Annotated in this window: 15 protein-coding genes; 6 read left to right on the top strand and 9 right to left on the bottom strand. The window is 55.7% G+C overall.

What is annotated here, in order from left to right:
- Positions 1-49 precede the first annotated feature (49 nt).
- The 3 genes from BUE18_RS00735 to BUE18_RS00750 form a co-directional block, all read right to left on the bottom strand.
- A complete protein-coding gene (locus BUE18_RS00735) occupies positions 50-1,177 on the bottom strand; it encodes a cysteine desulfurase family protein (protein WP_073471905.1) in 1,128 nt (375 codons plus the stop codon).
- Positions 1,178-1,186: 9 nt separating this feature from the next.
- On the bottom strand, positions 1,187-3,904 hold the full coding sequence (gene ppdK, locus BUE18_RS00740; protein WP_073471907.1) for a pyruvate, phosphate dikinase: 2,718 nt from the start codon (positions 3,902-3,904) through the stop codon (positions 1,187-1,189).
- Between the two features lie 1,801 nt (positions 3,905-5,705).
- Positions 5,706-6,497: an alpha/beta fold hydrolase gene (locus BUE18_RS00750; RefSeq protein ID WP_073471910.1), complete on the bottom strand. Its 792-nt coding sequence runs from the start codon at positions 6,495-6,497 to the stop codon at positions 5,706-5,708.
- Positions 6,498-7,165: 668 nt separating this feature from the next.
- On the opposite strand from BUE18_RS00750, the gene rho reads away from it, so the two are divergent.
- The 6 genes from rho to BUE18_RS00785 all read left to right on the top strand — a co-directional run bounded on the left by rho (position 7,166) and on the right by BUE18_RS00785 (position 14,325).
- On the top strand, positions 7,166-8,413 hold the full coding sequence (rho, locus tag BUE18_RS00755; RefSeq protein WP_083610704.1) for a transcription termination factor Rho: 1,248 nt from the start codon (positions 7,166-7,168) through the stop codon (positions 8,411-8,413).
- A gap of 35 nt (positions 8,414-8,448) precedes the next feature.
- Positions 8,449-8,679 carry a 50S ribosomal protein L31 gene (rpmE, locus tag BUE18_RS00760; protein WP_073471913.1) on the top strand — a complete coding sequence of 77 codons (231 nt, stop codon included), beginning with the start codon at positions 8,449-8,451 and terminating at the stop codon, positions 8,677-8,679.
- A gap of 244 nt (positions 8,680-8,923) precedes the next feature.
- Positions 8,924-9,991, top strand: coding sequence for a peptide chain release factor 1 (gene prfA / locus BUE18_RS00770; protein ID WP_073471916.1), 1,068 nt, complete (start codon positions 8,924-8,926; stop codon positions 9,989-9,991).
- Positions 9,992-10,125: 134 nt separating this feature from the next.
- Complete coding sequence (prmC, locus tag BUE18_RS00775) at positions 10,126-10,995, top strand: peptide chain release factor N(5)-glutamine methyltransferase (RefSeq protein ID WP_073471918.1); 870 nt, start codon at positions 10,126-10,128, stop codon at positions 10,993-10,995.
- A 145-nt stretch (positions 10,996-11,140) separates the two neighbouring features.
- Positions 11,141-13,249, top strand: a complete 2,109-nt coding sequence (locus tag BUE18_RS00780) for a 6-phosphofructokinase (RefSeq protein ID WP_073471920.1) — start codon at positions 11,141-11,143, stop codon at positions 13,247-13,249.
- A 146-nt stretch (positions 13,250-13,395) separates the two neighbouring features.
- Positions 13,396-14,325: a pyridoxal-phosphate dependent enzyme gene (locus BUE18_RS00785; RefSeq protein ID WP_073471922.1), complete on the top strand. Its 930-nt coding sequence runs from the start codon at positions 13,396-13,398 to the stop codon at positions 14,323-14,325.
- Positions 14,326-14,410: 85 nt separating this feature from the next.
- On the opposite strand, the gene BUE18_RS00790 is transcribed toward BUE18_RS00785, so the two are convergent.
- The 6 genes from BUE18_RS00790 to BUE18_RS00815 all read right to left on the bottom strand — a co-directional run bounded on the left by BUE18_RS00790 (position 14,411) and on the right by BUE18_RS00815 (position 20,302).
- A complete protein-coding gene (locus BUE18_RS00790) occupies positions 14,411-14,899 on the bottom strand; it encodes a hypothetical protein (RefSeq protein WP_073471924.1) in 489 nt (162 codons plus the stop codon).
- Positions 14,900-15,254: 355 nt separating this feature from the next.
- The gene (locus BUE18_RS00795) at positions 15,255-15,491 is read right to left on the bottom strand and encodes a hypothetical protein (RefSeq protein WP_139264570.1); all 237 of its coding nucleotides are present in this window, start codon (positions 15,489-15,491) and stop codon (positions 15,255-15,257) included.
- A gap of 69 nt (positions 15,492-15,560) precedes the next feature.
- A complete protein-coding gene (locus BUE18_RS00800) occupies positions 15,561-16,043 on the bottom strand; it encodes a hypothetical protein (RefSeq protein WP_073471928.1) in 483 nt (160 codons plus the stop codon).
- Between the two features lie 415 nt (positions 16,044-16,458).
- Complete coding sequence (locus BUE18_RS00805) at positions 16,459-16,944, bottom strand: hypothetical protein (RefSeq protein ID WP_073471929.1); 486 nt, start codon at positions 16,942-16,944, stop codon at positions 16,459-16,461.
- Positions 16,945-17,146: 202 nt separating this feature from the next.
- Entirely contained in the window at positions 17,147-18,820 is a 1,674-nt protein-coding gene (locus BUE18_RS00810) for a DUF6178 family protein (protein ID WP_139264571.1), read from the bottom strand.
- 219 nt (positions 18,821-19,039) lie between these two features.
- Positions 19,040-20,302 carry an AmpG family muropeptide MFS transporter gene (locus BUE18_RS00815; RefSeq protein WP_083610705.1) on the bottom strand — a complete coding sequence of 421 codons (1,263 nt, stop codon included), beginning with the start codon at positions 20,300-20,302 and terminating at the stop codon, positions 19,040-19,042.
- Positions 20,303-20,460: the final 158 nt, after the last annotated feature.

Consider the following 20,460-nt stretch of genomic DNA (forward strand, 5'->3'; position numbering starts at 1 on the left):
CAAGGCTTGGGCGAAAACAAGGCCCGCGTTAAGGGATTTTACAATAAAATCATGGCCGGGTCATTTTTTCGTAAGCGTTGGCTATGAGTTTGGCCGCTTTTTCGATCTCCGTTTGATTGGTGTGGATGCCCAGGGAAAGGCGCACCGTGCCCTTGGCCTGCTCCGCGGGCACGCCCATGGCCGCCAGCACATGACTGACCGCCGCGGACCTGTCATGGCAGGCCGCTCCTGTGGACGCACGCACCTCGGGGACTGCAGCCAGCAAATCCGCTCCGGTGACTACGGGAAAGGAAACGCTCAGGCAGTTGGGCAGGCGTTGGTCCGGATGGCCGTTCAGCACAAGGCCTTCTATGCGTTCGGATAAAAGCTCGAACAAGAGGGCGGTCAAGCGGGAAAGGCGCTCGGTGACGCGGGTCATGTCGCCTGTGAAAAATTCGCAGGCGGTGCCCAGACCCACAGCCATGGGCACGTTTTCCGTGCCGGCCCGGCGTCCGCTTTCCTGGCCGCCGCCCAGGATCATGGGCTCCAATTCCACGCCTTCCCGGATATACAAGAGGCCTATGCCTTTGGGGGCGTACACCTTGTGGCCGGCCACGGACAAAAAGTCCACGCCCATGGCGTTGACGTCCACGGGGATTTTGCCCAGGGTCTGGGCTGCGTCCGAGTGGAGCAGGGCGCCGGCCTTTTTGGCGATTCGGGAAATTTCGGAGATGGGTTGGATCACGCCGGTTTCGTTGTTGGCGTGCATGACCGAAATCAGGAATGTGTCGGGACGCACGGCTTTTTCGATCTCCTCCACGTCCACCACGCCTTGGGAGTCCACTCCCGCAAAGGTGACGTCATATCCCCGCTCCATAAAATACAGGCAGGGGTTCAGGACCGAAGGATGTTCGATGGCCGTGGTGATGATATGACCCTTGCCGGGCCTGGACCCGGCAAGGCTCTTAATCACCCAATTATTGGATTCACTGCCGCCGCTGGTAAAGACGATTTCCTGCGGTTTGGCGCCAAGCGCCTTGGCCGCTTTCTCCCTGGCGTTTTCTACGGAGCGTTTGGCGTCAAGGCCTTCCTGGTAACTGCTGGAAGGATTGCCGAAAGCGGAGCGGAAAAAAGGCTCCATCACCCTGGCTACCCGTTCGTCCACAGCCGTGGTGGCGTTATGATCCAAATATATCATAAAGGCTCCCTATTCCACCGAGTGTCCGTTGGCCAGGGCCGCATGGGCGGCCGCCAAACGCGCAATAGGCACCCGGTAAGGGGAACAACTTACATAGTCGAGTCCAATGGAATTGCAGAACCAGACGGACTTGGGATCGCCGCCGTGCTCGCCGCAGATTCCGATTTTCAGCTTGGGACGCGTGGTGCGGCCGCGTTCCGTGCCGATTTTCATGAGCTCGCCCACGCCGGTCTGATCCACGGATTGGAAAGGATCGTGGGCAAGAATCTTGCTCTCCAGGTAATGGGGCAGGAAGGTGCCTGCGTCGTCCCTGGAGTAGCCGAAGGTCAACTGGGTCAGGTCGTTGGTTCCAAAGGAGAAGAACTCGGCCTGCTGAGCGATCTGGTCGGCGATGAGGCAGGCCCTGGGGATTTCGATCATGGTGCCTACCATGTATTTAAAGGTAATGCCTTTTTCGTCCATGACCTTGGCGGCCTGCTGGTCGATGATGGCCTTTTGATTTTCAAATTCGCCCACGGTCCCCACCAGGGGCACCATGACTTCGGGCTTGACCTTGATGTCTTCGGCCCAGCAGTCGGCCGCCGCCTCAAAGATAGCCCTGGCCTGCATGGCCGTGATTTCAGGATAGATGGTTCCCAGACGGCAGCCCCGGTGTCCCAGCATGGGGTTGAACTCGGTCAGGGATTCGGCCTTGGCGGCGATCCTTCTTTCCGTGGTGTTTAAGCGGGAGGCCATTTCCTTCTGGGCTTCGTCGTCGTGGGGCAGGAATTCGTGCAGGGGCGGATCAAGCAGGCGGATGGTCACGGGACGGTTGCCCATGGCCTTGAAGATGCCTGTGAAATCCTGGCGCTGCATGGGCAGGAGCTTCCTGAGCGCCGCCTTGCGGCCTTCGATGTCTTCCGCCATGATCATTTCGCGCATGGCCCAGATGCGGTCGCCGAAGAACATGTGCTCGGTGCGGGTCAGGCCGATGCCCTGGGCGCCGAAGGCCACGGCCGCGGCCGCATCTTCGGGAGTGTCCGCATTGGTGCGGATCTTCAGGGTCCGGACTTTGTCGGCCCAAGTCATGAGGGTGCGGTATTCCTTGTGGCTCAGGGGATCCACTTCCACCAGGTCCAACTGGCCTTCGTAGATCACGCCCTTGGTGCCGTTCATGGTAATCCAGTCGCCTTCTTTGAGGACTTTGTCCCCAAAGGTTACGGTCTTGGCCTTAGTATCGATTTCCATGGCCGAGCAGCCTACGATGCAGCACTTGCCCCAGCCGCGGGCGACCAAAGCCGCATGGCTGGTCATGCCGCCCTTGGAGGTCAGGATAGCCTGGGCGGGCTTCATGCCGTGCACGTCTTCGGGGGAGGTCTCTTCCCTGACCAGGATGACCCGTTTGCCCTGTTCACCCAGCTCCATGGCTTTGTCCGCCGTCAGGACGATCTTGCCGATGGCGCCGCCGGGACCGGCCGGAAGGCCTTTGCCCAGCTTTTCAGCGAGTTTTTCCGCTTCCGGGTCCACCATGGGGTGAAGCAATTCCTCCACCTGCTCAGGCTTGACCCTCTTGAGTGCGGTGTCTTTGTCGATAAGGCCGGATTTGGCCATGTCCACGGCCATTTTGATGGCCGCCGGACCGTTGCGCTTGCCCACACGGGTTTGCAACATATATAAAACGTTGTCTTCGATGGTGAATTCCAGGTCCTGCATGTCGCGGTAATGGGTCTCCAGCTTTTCGCGGATGTCCATCAGGTCCTGGTACAGCTTGGGCATGGCTTCTTCCAGGGTGGGAAGATCCTTGTTGGCGTCGGTTTTTGCCAGCTTGTTGATGGCGTAAGGAGTACGGATGCCCGCCACCACGTCTTCGCCCTGGGCGTTAATCAGCCATTCGCCGTAGAGATTGTTGTCGCCCGTGGCGGGGTTGCGGGTGAAAGCCACGCCGGTGGCGGATTTGTCGCCGGTGTTTCCGAACACCATGGCCTGCACATTGACCGCCGTTCCCCAATCGTCGGGGAGGTTTTCAATCCGGCGGTATGCCACGGCGCGCTTCCCGTTCCAGGACAGAAAGACCGCTCCGATGGCGCCCCAAAGCTGCTTCATGGGATCGTCCGGGAATTCGGCGCCCAGAACTTCCTTTACCTTTACTTTATAGGCTGCGCAAAGCTCCTTCAGGTCGTTTTCGGAAAGCTCCGTGTCATTCACATACCCGTTTTTCTTTTTGACGGCTTCCAGCATGTGCTCAAGCTGGTTGCGAATGCTGTCGCCGTCTTCCGGCTCAATGCCTTCGGCTTTTTCCATGACCACGTCGGAGTACATGGCGATGAGCCTGCGGTAGGCGTCGTATACAAAACGGGGATTCTGGGTTTTGGCGATCATCCCCGGAATGGTTCCTTCGGTCAGGCCCACATTCAGCACGGTTTCCATCATGCCGGGCATGGAAGCGCGAGCGCCGGAGCGTACGCTTACGAGCAGGGGATCAACTGGGTCCCCAAATTTCTTCTTGGCCAGCTCTTCCAGCCGGCGGAGGTTCACTTCCACTTCCTTTTCCAAAGACTTGGGGTACTCGCGGTTGCGCTTGTTAAACTCGTTACATAATTCGGTGGTCAAGGTAAAACCAGGCGGCACGGGAAGGCCGAGATTAACCATTTCGGCGATGTTGGCTCCCTTGCCGCCTAAGAGGTTGTTCATGTCGGCGCGCCCTTGCGCCATGCCTCCCCCGAAAAAGTATACGTATTGCTGCTTCATCCCTTAGCTCCTTATTTTTATTTGGCTTTCGTAGCCAGAAATACAGGTTGATCTATGTGGCATATAAGTAGGCTTTTTTCAACCAAAATGGTCTGTGTCAAGCCCTTGACCCGAACATCCTTTTCAGACCCCCATTTCAATCATTGGAAAAGATATGGACAACCATTTAATTTTTATTAGAAAAAAGTTTCACGACCGTAAATGGCGCCAATCCGGCAAGCCGCCGGGAAAACCTGCAAGCAGGTTCCGTAATTCTGTTTTTTCCACGCCCGGGTTAAAAAATCAAAACAGAGGGCCGGTTTAAAGCCGAAACTCATCCCTAAAGAAATGGGTAAAATAATCCCCAAAAAATCCTGAAAAAACCTGAATTGGCCGATTAATTATTCTTTATGCGTATATTCGCCGCACGAGTCAAGCGCTGATCCATTTTTTAAAAAAAACTCCTTGACGCCATCCTGAAAGCAGGGTATTAGATTATTCAAACTTTGATTGTGTATGCTATTTGATCGGCGGGCGATCAAGGTTTCATGAATTAATCCGTTCCGGCGGTCTTTTTTTTAATCAGGCCTCCGGAATATTTTTGGGCCCTCAAGTTAGAAATGGCTAACTTGTGCGTAAAAGCAGAGTCGGAAGGGACATGACAAAATCGCTCCATGAGAGCCTCGGAGGTTTTGTTTTTATGAAAAAACCGTTACCTGATTCAAGCGTTTTTAATGGCGAAAATTCGTGCAGCGACCCTTTTAGCCGGGCGTGGCCGGACCAACGCGGCGCCGTTAATTGCGGATCCCGGTTAAGGCGCCGCAGGATATTCCCCATGGGAGAAGCCAAGCCGGAAGCAGCGCCATCTCCACAGTCCAAATAGCCCCCCGGCTTGGGGTCAAATCTACGTTTGACGTTTGAGAAGCAGCCCGCAAACCCAAAGGCCAGACCCGGGTTTGATCCCATTGCTTGATTTCCCCTGATTTCTACGGCTATTCAGGGGAATGTCAGAACCGCCGTATCCGGTCAATGCGGCGTATTGGCTGTGCCCGCCCCGGAGCCCCCCTGCTCTTCTGCACAGCCCCAAGCCCCTGCCGGCCGCGTGAGCCCCCGAATCAGCGGCCTGCAGGGGCTTTTTTGTGTTGACCATGCTCGCTTGTTCCTCTGGTGCGCCATATCAAAAAAAATCAAACCACGGAAAGCACGGAAGCCACTGAAAACACTATTGCTGTGCGTGCCGTCCTTATTGCGACAAAAATCGTATTAATCAAGAGGGTTATATTTCAAACGCCAAGCGTGGATTTGGCTCCATGCTGCTACTTCGGCGCCGCTGCCCTCTCGTTCCCATGGTCCCCGTGGGAATGCATACCAGAGTAACAAGTATCGAAGCTATAACTAATTGTTGGTACGGCAGGAAAGGATTTCGGGGACATGACCTGATCTCGGGCGCAGTATTCAAACAGGAACAGCGCTTAATGAGATCAGGATCGTGTCCCCTGAATTCCGGACGAATTACCAAACGCTTGAAATCGGTGTCATCCCCTGAAAACCCTGTTCGCTGGGTTTCCCTGCGGCGATACAGGCCCTATTGTGCGTATAGGCAAAAGGCATTTTTATCAATTCAACGCGCTGTTTCAGCGCTCTACCCAACAAACGCTTTTTGCCTAAAAAAACAATTTTCACCCCTGAAGATCGTCATCCCCGCATGGGCGATTGGCTGTTTCATGATCGCCCGCAAACGGGGATCCAGTGTCGTACCGGCCTATATATAGGGAATTTTTCTTGTTTATGGTACATTAACAGGGCGCGCCTATGCGCTCTTTTACAAGTGGCGGTCCCCTAAGAATTTTCTAATCGCCCCAACCACCTCATCCGTTTTTTCCAAATGGGGCATGTGGCCGCAGTTTTTCAGGATGAGCATTTGGGAGGGGCCGGCGGCTTTGCCTGCGATGAATTCGGGAAAGGCCCGGGAGCCGTACTCGTCCTTGTCTCCGTGGATGGCCAGCACGGGGCAGGAGACTTTTTTCATGCAATCTTCCAGGCTCCAATCCGCGAAATCGGGCGAAAGCCATGTATCGGTCCAGGCCCTCAATACCCACAGGGCCTTTTCGCCGTGCCATTTTTCCAGGCGCTCCATCTGGCCGGGCTTTTCAAAGCCCTTTTGCACTTCGATGATGCCCTGCCTGGTGAGATCCTCCACAAAAGCCTGGGAGGCCGCCGTCGCCACGCCCAGGCAGTCAGCGTCTTGGGCTGCGATGTTGCAGGCCATGCCCCCGCCCACGCTGTGGCCGAACAGGACGTATTTTTTGATGGACAGCCCGGATTTGACATGCGGGAAATAGATTTCCCCCTCCTCCTCGATGAATCTCAGGGACGGCGGTTCCCGGCGGGCGTCCGACTTGCCGAAGCCCAGGCGGTCGTAGGCGATGACTTTGCGATTCAGTTTTTCCGCCAGGATTTCGGGAAAACCCCGCCACAAATCCACGCTGCCCAGGGAGTCGTGGAGCAGAATCACGGGGACCTCGGAGCCCCCACCCTCCGGCATCCAAGCCTTGGCGTATATGCTCCCGCCGGGAGCCTCTATTTTATATTCCTCAGTCTTGATTTCTTTCATGGCGTTTCCACTACATTAAAAATAGGAGAGGCGGATGCCGATTTTATTCCCGCTTTTTCACATTATCAGATTAGCGGCTTCAATTCCATGCTTTGAGCCTTATTGCGTTCGGCCTTTTTTAGTGATTAACGGCATGTTTTTTATGTTGGCATGTTTTATATTGACGTGGAGGATTTTGGGCTGATAAAATTTACAAATCCTATCGGTTGAAACGCCCTTACGCATCGCTATGTAAACGCACCGAAATGGCTTGACACGGTGCGGCTTTTGATTTATCCTTGCCGAAGGATAGGGACCGCATTCACTCATTTAGGATTAGGACCAAATCAAAAGGGTAAATTTAAGGCCTCATAACAAGTCACATAGTAATCCTTCACAATACGCCAACAGTAGGTAACTACCCCCTGTTTGTAAGATTCTGATATCGGAGACTGCGCCAACATTCAGTTCTGGAATTTTTCCTCGGCGCCCGCCCGTTTATCCCGCAAACGGGGTCGGCAGACGGCCTTATAATTTAATGCACCCGGGGGGGACGCTGTTATTGATTGACGCCTTTTCCGGACGCGGCGCTGTTCTGTATTTGAAAATATAATCACCGCCCCCGATAACCCAGATCTTGCAATCTGAATATTTTGAGGAAAAAACATATGGAACAAGACTTCGCCCCAATGAACCTTGGAGCACTAAAAGACAAGAAAATCAATGAGCTCGCGGCCATCGGAAAGTCCTTCAATATTGAAGCCGCCGCCGGCATGCGCAAGCAGGAACTCATTTTCGCCATCCTCCGGGCCCAGACCGAAAAGAACGGCATGATCCACGGAGAAGGCACTCTGGAGATCCTTCCTGACGGATTCGGGTTCCTGAGAGCCCCGGACTACAACTACCTGCCCGGACCGGACGACATCTACGTGTCTCCCTCTCAGATCCGCCGTTTCAACCTGCGCACGGGCGACACCGTGGCCGGCCAGATCCGCCAGCCCAAGGAGTCGGAGCGCTACTTCGCCCTGTTGAAGGTGGAATCCGTCAACTTTGAAGACCCCGAGGTCTCCCGCGACAAGATTCTCTTCGACAACCTGACGCCCTTGTATCCCAACGATCGCATGAACATGGAGCGGGAGGCGGACAATTATTCGGTCAGGATCATCAACCTGCTCACGCCCATCGGATTCGGCCAGCGCGGACTCATCGTGTCTCCTCCCAGAAGCGGCAAGACCATGCTTCTGCAGAATATCGCCAACTCCATCAACGCCAACCATAAGGACGTCTTCCTCATCGTGCTGCTCATCGACGAACGGCCCGAGGAAGTGACGGACATGCAGCGTTCGGTCAAGGCCGAGGTCATCTCCTCCACCTTTGACGAGCCGGCCCAGCGCCATGTGCAGGTGGCCGAAATGGTCATTGAAAAGGCTAAACGCCTGGTTGAGCATAAAAAAGACGTGGTCATCCTGCTGGACAGCATCACCCGTCTGGCCCGGGCCTACAACACCGTGGTGCCCCCCAGCGGAAAAATTCTTTCCGGCGGCGTGGACTCCAACGCTTTGCATCGTCCCAAGCGCTTTTTCGGCGCGGCCAGAAACGTGGAGGAAGGCGGCAGCCTGACCATCATCGCCACGGCTCTGATCGACACCGGAAGCCGCATGGACGAAGTCATCTTTGAGGAATTCAAGGGCACGGGCAACTTGGAACTGCAACTGGATCGCCGTCTGGCGGACAAGCGGACCTTCCCGGCCATCGATATCAACCGTTCCGGCACGCGCAAGGAAGAGCTCCTGCTGCCTCCGGAAACCCTCAACCGCGTGTGGATACTCAGAAAACTGCTTTCTTCCCTCAATCCCATCGATTCCATGGAATTTTTACTTGAAAAAATGAAAGGAACGAGCGATAATGAGGATTTCTTGCAGTCGATGAACGGCTGACGGGTTGATCAAGGCATTTTAAGGAGCCAGGAAATATGAAAAAAGACATCCATCCCAAATACGAAACTACTGTTATCCGCTGCGCCTGCGGCGCCACCGTGGAAGCGGGTTCCACCGTCGATGACCTGACCGTGGAAATCTGCTCCCAGTGCCATCCTTTCTTCACCGGCAAGCAAAAGCTGGTGGATACGGCCGGACGCATCGAGCGCTTCCGCAGGAAGTACGCTGCGTTCAATCAGGCTCAGGAAGCCAAAAAGGATCAGTAGGTCGCAGGCTTGAGCTTTGCTTTGCAAGGCTGCAAGGTGAATACGCCAAAATCCCGGGGAGCTTTTTCGCCCCCCGGGCATTTTTTTGGCCCTGACGCGGGGAGCCGAACCCCGTCCGCCGCCGCTCTTATGCAGGGAGGCGCGGACGGCCTTCTTCTTCGCGTCCCGCTCGGAGTTTATTTATTGTAAATTATTCCGGGCTGTTAACGACCTATTGAAACCAAAAGAGGCTAACCGAAGAGTCATGTTAGACAGGCTGGAAGGTGTTGAACAGCGTTTTCTGGAAGTGGAATCCCTGTTGAGCGACCCCAAAATCGTGGGCGATCAAAAGGTCTACCAGAAATATGTCCGGGAGCACGCCGATCTTTCCAAGGTGGTGGAGGCTTACAGGGAATACAAACAGGTTCTGGAAGGACTGGAGGAGAGCAGGGAACTGCTCAAGGACCCGGACCCGGACATCAAGGACCTGGCCAAAGAGGAGATCGACCGGCTCGACAAGGAACAGGTCCGCCTGGAAGACGAGCTGAAAATCCTCCTGCTTCCCAAGGACCCCAACGACGATAAAAACGTCATCCTGGAAATCCGCGCCGGAACCGGCGGGGACGAAGCCGGACTCTTTGCGGCCGATCTTTTTCGCATGTACTCCCGGTTCGCAGAAAGTCAGGGCTGGAAAGTGGAAACCCTTTCCGAGCACCTTACCGGCGTGGGCGGCATCAAGGAAATCGCAGCCATGGTCACGGGCCAGGGCGTCTACAGCGCCTTCAAGTTCGAAAGCGGAACCCATCGCGTGCAGCGCGTGCCCGTCACCGAAGCCCAGGGCCGCATTCATACCTCCGCCTGCACCGTGGCCGTGCTGCCGGAAGCCGAGGAAGTGGACATCCAGATCGATCCTTCGGAAATCCGGGTGGACGTATACCGCTCTCAGGGCGCGGGCGGCCAGCACGTAAACACCACCGACTCGGCCGTGCGCCTCACCCACTTGCCCACGGGCGTGGTGGTGACCTGCCAGGACGAAAAATCCCAGCATAAAAACAAGGCCAAGGCCATGAAGGTCCTGCGGGCGCGTCTTTTGGACCACGCCGTCCAGGAGCAGAACGCCTCCATCAGCGCGGAACGCAAAAGCCAGGTGGGGTCCGGGGACCGGAGCGAACGTATTCGCACCTACAACTATCCCCAGGGCCGGGTGACCGACCACCGCATCGGCTTGACTCTGTACAAGCTGGAAAGCATCATGACCGGCCAGATTCAGGAAATCGTGGACGCCCTGACCACCCATTACAATGCGGAGGCCCTCCAGGAAGGGGGCTTGTAAGCCAAGAGGACGGGCGCGCATGCGCCGCATTTTTTCGTCATCCCCGTGAAGGGAAGCGGCGGGATGATTGCTTTTTTGGGGAATCATCATGACGCTGCGCCCGAAACAGGGACCCAGCGTCTTAAGGAAATGGAATGGCCCCGGAAACCTGGACAATCCAGAAAATCCTGAAATGGACCACGGATTTTTTTTCGGAAAAACAGGTGGAGGCCCCCAGGCTTTCCGCTGAAATTCTCCTGTCCCATTGCCTGGACTACCCCCGAATCCATTTGTACACCCGGCACGACCAGCCTTTAAACCCGGAGGAGTTAGGCCGCTTTCGCGGGCTTGTAAAACGCCGCGCCGCCCGGGAGCCCGTGGCTTACATCGTGGGAAATCGGGATTTTTGGACCCTGGAGCTGGACGTCAATCCCTCGGTGCTCATTCCCCGGCCGGAAACCGAAACCCTGGTGGAAACCGCCCTGGAAGTTTTAAGCGAGGCTCCGGCGCCCATGCGGGTCCTGGACCTGGGAACCGGCTCCGGCGCCATTATTCTGGCTTTGGCTGCGGAAAAGCCCGAACATCATTACATGGCCGTGGACTATTCGCCCCAGGCCCTGGAAACGGCCAAGGCCAACGCCCAAAAGCATAATCTCAACGTGGATTTTTATAAAGGCTCCTGGTTCGAGGCCGTCCGGTGCCTGGATCGCTTTGACCTGGTGGTCTCCAATCCTCCCTACATCCCCTCCCGGGACATCCCCGGCCTCATGCCCGAAGTGGCCCGTTACGAGCCCATGTCCGCCCTGGACGGCGGTCCCCAAGGCATGGACCATCTGGCTCTCATTATTGAACGGGCGCCCGAGCACCTGAAACCCGGCGGCTGGCTTATGCTGGAAATGGGTTTTGACCAAAAGGACTTGGTGGAGCAGGTTGCGCTGGAAACCCAGGCATACGAGAACTTGAGATTCGTCCGGGACCTTGCCGGGCATTATCGCACGGCCGTCATGCAGCGGCCGGCCGCATAACCCGCTTTCCAACCTCTTTATACATCCTTTTTGCCCTTGACCGATACCTTTGCTTTTATTACACTTCACAGGATGCGACCCGCTAATTGTTAACCGAATAAAAGCCTATGACTTAAGGCGCTTATATAGACTCAGGAGGCCCCACGTGACTGAAAAGGACCTGATCAGCCTTGATTCCCTCATGAAACACCCCGACGTTGTGAAGGTTACCGACAAGGAAAACCAACAACTGATCGACCGGCGTGAATGCATCCCGCCAAGCTGCAAGGTGTTTGAAAACGCCTGCATCGCCTTGGAGGACCGGGAGCAATACGGCTTTGAAATCGACCCGGAAGCGGCCAGAAAGCTGCCTGACATCATCCATAACAAGGTGCAGGCGGTGGTGGGCGTGGAACGCCCCTCCGGGGAAGAGGCGGCGGAGCACGGAAAGGCCAGGGCCATTGGCGTGGTCTTCTCCGGGGGCCCTGCGCCCGGCGGCCATAACGTGATTGCAGGCATCTACGACGCCGCCGTCAAGGCCAATCCGGACACCAAGGTATTGGGCTTTCTCATGGGGCCGGACGGCGTGATCGAAAACGAATACACGGTTCTGACCAAAGAAATCGTAGACTCCTACCGGAACCTGGGCGGCTTCGGCATGATCAAGACCGGCCGCACCAAAATCGATTCCGTTAAGAAAGTTTCCAGCGCCCGCCAGACCTGTAAGGATCTGGGCCTGGACGCCCTGGTGATTATCGGCGGGGACGACTCCAACACCAACGCGGCCTTTCTGGCCCAGGAGCTGAAGGACGACGGCGTTCAGGTCATCGGCGTTCCCAAGACCATTGACGGCGACATCCAGGTTCGGGACAAATCAGGCAATGTTCTGTGCGCCATGTCCTTTGGGTTTCATACCGCTGCCCGGGCCTTTGCCACGGAAATCAGCAACCTGTGCACCGACGCCTCCAGCGACGTCAAATACTGGCACATCTGCAAGGTCATGGGCAGGGTGGCCAGCCACCTGGCCCTGGAAGTGGCCCTCCAGACTCACGCCAACCTAACCCTCATCGGCGAAGAACTTTCCGAATACGTGGATTACGAACGCATTCAAAAGGCCGAGAAAACCGGCCAGACCGATTACACGGCCTTTGGCATGACTATTCGCCACCTGTCCCGCGTGATCTGCAACGGCATCGTGCGCAGGGCGGCCGTGGGCAAGAATTACGGCGTCATGGTCATCCCGGAAGGCGTGCTGGAGTTCATCAATGAAATCCAGACCTTTATCATCAAGCTGAACACCATCATCGCCGACTTCAACGAAATGCACGACCGGCCTTTCCACCTGGAATTCCAGAGATTGGAGGAAAAGCTGGAGTACCTCCGCAGGCTGGCCCGCAGGTCCCGCGAGGACGATTCCTTCACCCTGTGGAACACCCGGGACGACGACCTGTTTTCCGACCTGCCCATTTTTTTCCAGGAAGGCCTGCTTATGGAGCGGGACAGCCACGGAAACTTTCCTTTTTCCCAGGTGGAGACGGACAAGGTCATCATGGGCCTAGTCCAGGACTACCTGGCCTGGCTGCGGGATCAGGGCAAATACAAGGTGGGGCTTACCCGGGATTACTATGAAAAGACCATGAAAAAGGGCGGCGCCGATCCTCAGCTTTACGGCCCCGCACTCTTCCGAAATTACCAGGACGGCGAGTTCCTGCTCATGAAAGAGGAAATCATGAGCCTCAAGACCCTCACCCAGGAAATGATTCGCTGCAATGTGCTGAAAGAAGGGGAGTCCATTCCGTCCGCCGTGCAGGCCATTTATAAAAAGAGCATTCCCAGCTTTAAAACCCAGGTCCACTTTTACGGCTACGACGGCCGGGGCAGCGATCCCACGTGGTTTGACTGCACCTACACCTACAACCTGGGCCTGACCGTGTTCGCTTTGATTGCAGCCGGCGCCACCGGCCAGATGGCGGCTATCCGCAACCTGGAGCGGGATTTCGACACCTGGGAGCCCATCGGCATTCCCATCGGCCCCCTGATGCATTTGGAAGAGCGCAAGGGCAAGTTGACCCTGGTCATTGAAAAAAGCACGGTCCAGCTTAACTCCGCCTCTTTCCAAGTGGTTAAAAACCTGCGGGAAAAATGGCTGGCCGCCCATCCCGGCCCGGACGACTTCCGCAGGCCCGGCCCCATTAACATGGGCGATCCCCGGTCCGAAGACCGGCCCATCACCCTGGCTTTGAACGCCCTGGGCTCCACCCCGCCGGAGGAATAAACGCCCCAAAACATGCTTAACGATTACCGGCAGGGCTTTTCCTTGAGGAGAGCCCTGCTTTTTTTGTTTAAAAATTGCCGATAGCCCAACTAAAGGCATACAATGCAGTTTGAAGAGCACGAAACATAATTTCCGGAGACTGATTCATGAACCCCATCCACATACACACCCCTCTTTTGGAACACCGCCTGTTGGGCGAGGCTATAGGCCGGAAAATTCTCCTAAAAATGGAATGCCTGCAGCCGCCGGGATCGTTCAAGATCCGCGGCGTGGGATATCTTTGTCAAAAAGCCGTGGAACGGGGCGTGACTCACCTGATCTCATCCTCTGCGGGCAACGCTGGCTACGCCACGGCCTATGCGGGGCGAAAACTGGGCGTGAAAGTCACCGTCGTCGCGCCGGAAAGCTCTTCCCCGCGGGCCAGGGAACTGATTCAATCGGAGAAAGCGGAACTCATCATCCACGGCAAGGCCTGGGACGACGCCCATGTCCGCGCCCAGGAATGCCTGTTGGATGAAACATGCGCCTATGTGCCTCCTTTTGACCACCCGGACCTATGGACCGGCCATTCCTCTTTGGTGGACGAACTGGCCGGGCAATGCGGCAAGCCCGACGCCGTGGTTCTTTCCGTGGGAGGGGGCGGGCTTTTGTGCGGGGTCCTGGAAGGCATGGAGCGCCATGAGTGGAAGGACGTTCCGGTGATAGCCGCGGAAACCAAAGGCGCGGACTCCTTCGCCCAATCCGTGGCGCAAGGCTCGCTGGTGCACCTGGACGCCATCACTTCCATCGCCCAAAGCCTGGGCGCCAAGACAGCCTCTCAGGCAGCCCTGGACTGGACCTTTCGCCATGAAGTGAGGCCGATCGTGGTCTCGGATAAGGACGCGGTCAAGGCTTGCCTGGCCTTTGCGGAAGACCGGAAAGTATTGGTGGAGCCTGCGTGCGGAGCGTCTTTGGCGGTTGTTTATGACGATCTGCCGCCTTTGCAGGATGCGGAAAAAATTGTGGTTATCGTGTGCGGGGGGATTGGCGTGACTTTGAACCGGATGTGGGCGTGGAAAAAGGAGTTCGGGCTGTAATACGACGCGTTGCCGGGGCCTTTCGCTCGATCTGGCGAACAGGGCCCGGCCGGGTGATCAGCCAGGCCCTGTTTTCAAGGAAACATTAAAATTGCTGGGGAATGTCCCCGCCGGCCGTTAAGCAGGTTACGGTGATTACCAGATTGTCCCCGTCTCCCGGGGTCAGCCCCGTGCAGTCGCAGTATGTGGGATCGCCGTGCAATATATCCGCAATTGCCCTTTGCCTGTTGGTTTTTCCGCGGCAAATGGCTTTGGAAACCGTAAGAAAGGCTCCGATGGCATCGCCTTGAATTGCTACCGAGGGGTCAGAGCTTCCGTCCGAGACGCCCACTACGCGAAATGAAAGGCGTTGCCCCGGTCCAATTCCTAGTAGATTGAAGGTCCATGCCGTATCAGTCGCCGCGGAGGGAGGAAGTGTTATGCCATCAAGGGAGGCTATGACTCTTTTGATGGTCCCTCCGTTCAGTGAGACAATCACGGAGTCGCCGACCGGAACGGGGGCTCCAACCGACCCCGTCACGGGCAAGCCAATGCAAGCCGCAAAAACCAACAGCCCTAACAATACTTTTTTCATGATTACCCCTCCTGCATGATAGGAAATGTCAACCGCCATGTGCGAGTTCTCTTTAAAAAAAGACGTATGCAGACAATTATGCGGCCTATATTCCTGAAAAACAGAATGGGGTCAATTGAAATGAACAGGCGGACGAAAAAACTTGAAAAAGTGCTTTTAATGTCATTATGGCTTGTAAATAATTTGCTATTTAATGATTTTTTATTGGTGTAATCCCATGCAGCCCGAGAAAACGGCTTTTTTTAAAAGGAAAAGAGGGACGAGGGGCCGCCTCTGCTAGAAGGGGCGGAAATCGCGGAGACGACTCTTAATGCCTTTTTGTGAAGAGTACGCCGGCGAACGGAAGATCAAGGGCTTACCCGTTGGAGGGATGGACGATAGCGCCAGTGCGTTCATTCCATCGGCGGCCGCAGGCCTTGCAATGCCAGTCGGGCGAGGATTTGTTCCGGCGGCATTCGCCGAGAATCACCTCGCCCTTTAAATGCAGAAGATAGACAGCTATGGGCGGGGATCCGTAAATGATGCGGATCCCCGCCTTTTTTGCGCAGAAGGGGCAATGGCGCTGGCCGATCATTGATTGGTCTTCGGTCATGGCCATATTCCACCTTTAGGAGGATTTGCCTGATTTTGTCAGTCCCGGCATTACCGTGCAGTCGCCGCCCTAAAAAACATCGTTGGGGATGCTGGATATGGCGCCAAGCACTTCGCCGACCACCCGGATGACCAGCTTGTCCCCGGCGGAAGGAGTCATGCCGGTGCAGTCGCAATAATCCGTAACTCCGTTAAGGATATCTGCGTTGCAGCGCTGCCTGTTGGACTTGTCCCGGCAGACGCCTTTGGAAACGTCCACATCGCCGCTTACTTCCACGGCAGGGGCTCCGGCGCCGTCCGCCGCGCCTAAAATGCGTACGCTCACGGGAACTCCTGCAGGCGCCCCGCCCAGGTCGTAGGTCCATGAGGTGGGGGAGGTGGAAGTCGGGCTGATGGTGGCGCCGCCAACTTGGGCCACCGCTTTGGTGATGGTTGCATTAACCGTATCAATGGTTAATGAACCGCTTCCCGGGGCGGATGCCGCCCAAACAATGGGGGCCGCAATAATGGCGCACCCAAGCAGAACAATTGCCATGTTCATCAACTTCTTCATGACTACCCTCCTTTTTATGTAAGATGCAAAATAAGTATGGAAAAAACCTTCTCAACCAAAGTCGATAGGATTGTTTTTCAAAGGCTTCCCACGGAGTATATTGGAGTTTCGAATATGTTTAAATAATTGCGAACATGGGGGGGGGAGTCAAGAGAAAAGGTGAAAACCGGCCTAAAAACGCCAAGGCGCCGGGATTTTAAGCTGCCTAACGGCGATAGTTTTCAAGCAGGGGGCTTTCGGGGACAGCCGGGAGGTCGTTTTTGGAAGGGAGAGATGGGCGGGGAGCCGCAATTGGAATCCCCGCCTTTTTTTCACAAGTATTTTGGATGCTGAGCGGCTTTCTTACGGCTTTCCATCCCCTTTTCAGAGGGACGGTGCAGCGATGGAAGCCTGGCCCTATCGTTCTTCCATTGTGTTAAAAGACATCACGAGGAACATCGGACTCCGCGCCTGCAACTTCTCCCATAACCCGAATGACCAGCTTGTCCCCGGCGGATGGGGTCATGCCGGCGCAGTCGCAATAATCCGTTGCTCCGTCAAGGATGTCTGCATTGCAGCGTTGCCTGTTGGATTTATCCCGGCAGACGCCCTTGGTCACGTCAACATCTCCCGTTACAGAAACACTGGGCTCTCCGGCGCCGTCAGCCACGGCAAGTACACGCAGATTCACGGGAGTTCCAGCGCCGGCTCCATCCAGGTCGAAAGTCCACTGCGTGTCGGAATCCTGAACCCCGCTGGCGTTGGCGCCGCCGACTTTGGCCACGACCTTGGTGATGACGGCGTTATTGGAAGATACAACAAAGGAGTCGCCTCCACCAATAGCGCTAGCGGTTATGGCGACGGGCGCCGCCAAAATGGCGCAGCCCAGCAATACTATGAGTAAATTCAACAGCTTTTTCATGAAACTCTCCTCTTTGGGCATTACGGGAACCAATAGAATGGCATTGATTCAATAAACGGCACGTTTTTGTTCTTAACGCAGTAATAGCGAAAAGTTATGCGGACGCACAAGAATAGGATAATCCTTGTCCAAATTGACAAAAAAAGCAATCTTAAAAGGAATTTTTTTGGGATTTTGTTCTAAGAAGGGCAGGGGGATGTCATTAGACAACCCATACCGAGTGTATATAACGAGAATCCAATGCTTCCAGGCGAACCCTGCCGTACTGCTCCTCCAGGGAGTCAAACAGTCCGGTCAGGGCATGGCCCCAGGTCCGGCCGATTTCCTCCGGCGATCTTTTGGTTTGCAAAGCCAGCCATTCCAGGAATTTGTGCTTCATGGAATCCCGGACCATGTGCTCCGCCGGGTCGAAAAGCTCCTGGAAAAACGCCTTTAAGCCTTCCAGGGACAAAGGCTCAACCACGGAGCCCTTTCCGAGGAGATCGTTGGCCCATGGCGTCAAAAGCAGGTTCTCGCAATTCAGTTTTTTTGAATCGGGCAGGCTTTTGAGGCAATTCATGCGGGCGAAGAGGCCGTCCAGGGCGATGATGCCGTCCAGGATTTTTTCGCAGTCCTCCACGTCCTTGCGGCTTGAAAAATCGCGGTACAGGGCGCCGGATTGATAGTTGTCGTAGACCAGGGGCTTGTCCAAAAGCAAACCGCCCAGTACGCCCAGGCGCTCTTCACCCCAGAAGGACAAAGGCAGGCCGTTTTTTTGGAACCAGGAATCCCTGCGCCATTTCTGCGCCTTGAACTTCAGGTTTAAGGCCAGGCCGAACCCCGCCTGAAAGATTTCCGTAAGGGGATGATTGCGGATGGATGCCGCCGGCGCCTCGCCGGTTTTCTCCCGGATTTCCTCCAGACCCATATTCAGGTAGCCGCTGGTTTTCTTGACGAATTTTTGCAGATCCTCCCGGGAGTGCAGCTTCACCTTATCCGCGGCGATGACCTGATTGCACAGGGCCGCAAACTCCGACTGAATGAGCCGGGCTATGTTCGGATCGTCCACGGCGGCCAGGGATTGGGAAAACCGGTTTTCCCCCTTGGCGAAATGATTGGACAAAAAGGGCTGGGCGTAGCCGGGCCCGTCCTGGGCGGCCAGAATTTTTTTCGGCCGATGGGCAAGGGTCTCGGCGTCCAGCTTCTGGTAGATGGCCGCCGCCTCGTGAGGCGGGGTGAATCCCCGTTCCGCCAGACGCACATTGCGGATGCGAAAAAGGTTCTCCTCGGTCTCCGAAGGAATCACCCCGTGGAGTTCAAACATCATCTTGTGGAAATAGGTGTAATCCATCTCCGCCATGAGCTTGAGGATTTCCCGGGTCATGTCGTCCAGGTCGGGCAGGTTTTTATCTTCCGTCAGCTCCGAATCCTTGATCTTGATGTAAATAGCGCCGTCCAAAGAAAAGTAGCCTTCCGGCAATTCGCTGGGGTCCTGGTCGTGCTCCAGGAAAAGCACGGAAACGTTTTCGTACATCCACATTTCCAGAAGATCGGCTTCCACCGTGGCCATCCACTTGACCAGCCTTTCCGGATCGGCGGCCAGCATTTTATCCATCCAGGACACCAGGGCTTTCTGGTCGACCCGGTCGTTTTTCCAGATGTCCACGTCCATGAGGTATTGCCATTGGCGGGTGGAAGCCAGGGACAGGACGGGCAAGCAGTCGTCCAGGCCGATTTCATGGATTAAAAAATACAGATCCTGGGCGGAAAAGGATTTCACCAGGGCGCCGGCTTTGGGATGGGAAATAATGGCGTCCAGGGCCTCCTGGGCCGGCATTTCCAGGATTTGCTCCCGGGTGTTTTCAAGGGACAGGGGCTGTTTTTTTTCTATATCCATGGTTGATTCACCAATTTGCATAAAGACTGTTTCACGGCTTTTGTTGGGTTTCACAGGCTCAACCCAACCTACGTTTTGTACAGAAAGATAGCAGGTTGGGTGGCTCTGCAGGACGCTTTGCAACCAAAAATTGCGGTGCGATTTTGCGCCCATATACATTGGGAATTCCGGAAGATCGTCCGCAGGTTCACCCAACAATGAAGATGTATAAATAATAACTCAGCTTGGATGATTGGCAAGCCCGTTTTGTCGAGGGCCGTTCCATGGCGCGAACTTGATAAGCATCATCAGGCCGGGAATGGCGACAACCGTGCAGGTAATGAAAAAAGGCTCCCAACCGAACCATTTTGCAAGATATCCGGTGGGCATGGACGCCAGAACCCGGGGGATTCCCATGAGGCTGGTCAGCAGGGCGTATTGGGTGGCCGTGAATTTCTTGTTGGTAATGCTGGCCATAAAAGCCATGTAGGCGGCCGTGCCCATGCCGGAGCTCAGGTTTTCAAACGCGATCACTCCTGCAAGAACCTCAATGCTGGGCCCGGTTTTTGTGAGGATGGCGAAGCATGCCGTGGACGCGGCCTGGAGCACGCCGAAAATCCACAGGCTTTTGTTGATGCCCGTGCGCAGCATAATCACGCCGCCCAGGATGGTTCCGCCTATGGTGGCCCAAAACCCGAACAACTTGACCACGCTGCCGATTTCCGTTTTGGTAAAGCCCACGTCCAGATAAAAAGGCGTTGTCATGGCGCCTGCCATGGAGTCGCCCAGCTTGTAAAACAGGATGAACGCCAGCATCCATAAGGCGTTTTTCCTGCTGAAATACTCAATCAGGGGATTGATTCCCGCTTCCAGCATGTTGACAGGCAAGGGTTCGGAAACCTTCGGCTCTTTGGCCAGCAAGGTCACGGCGATGCACGGCAGCATGCAGGCCGCCATGATCAGGTAAACCTGGGAGTAGGACATGTGATCGGCCATGATCAAACCGCCGCCCGAGGCCAGCAGCATGCCCACCCGGTATCCGTTCACATACAGGGACGAGCCCAGACCCAGTTCTTCGTCGCTCAGGTCCTCGCGCCGGTACGCGTCCACCACAATATCCTGGGAGGCGGAGAAGAACGCCACCAAAATGGCGGCCATGGCCATGACCATGGGGCGCGCCGCAGGCTGGCTCATTCCCAACCCGGCGATGGCGACCATCAGGCACACCTGGGCGGCCAACAGCCACCCGCGCCTCCTTCCCAACAAAGGCAAAGTGAATCGGTCCAGAAAAGGCGCCCATAAAAATTTCAAGGTATAGGGCAGCCCCACAAAGCTCATGAGCCCGATCACGCCCAGATCCACGCCTTCTTCTTTCATCCAGGCCTGGAGTACGGTGATTGTAAGCAGCAAAGGCAGGCCGCAGGCAAAGCCCATGAGCATGCTGACCAGCATTCGGGGCGTACCGATCTGGCTGATGAGGGATTTCTTTTGATTGTCGGTCAAGGCGCGTCCTCGCAGGAAAGAAAAGGATTGTGAACCCAAGCGAAACAATTCCCTATCATGTCCGGCCCTTGTTTTACAAGCGCGGGGCTTGCAAATTTCCCGGGTTTGGAATAGTTTTATGAATTCGGTGCATTGAACGCTTCGGCCTTGAAACGGGA

The sequence above is a fragment of the Desulfatibacillum alkenivorans DSM 16219 genome, from assembly GCF_900142135.1.
GTDB classification, from domain to species: Bacteria; Desulfobacterota; Desulfobacteria; order Desulfobacterales; family Desulfatibacillaceae; genus Desulfatibacillum; species Desulfatibacillum alkenivorans.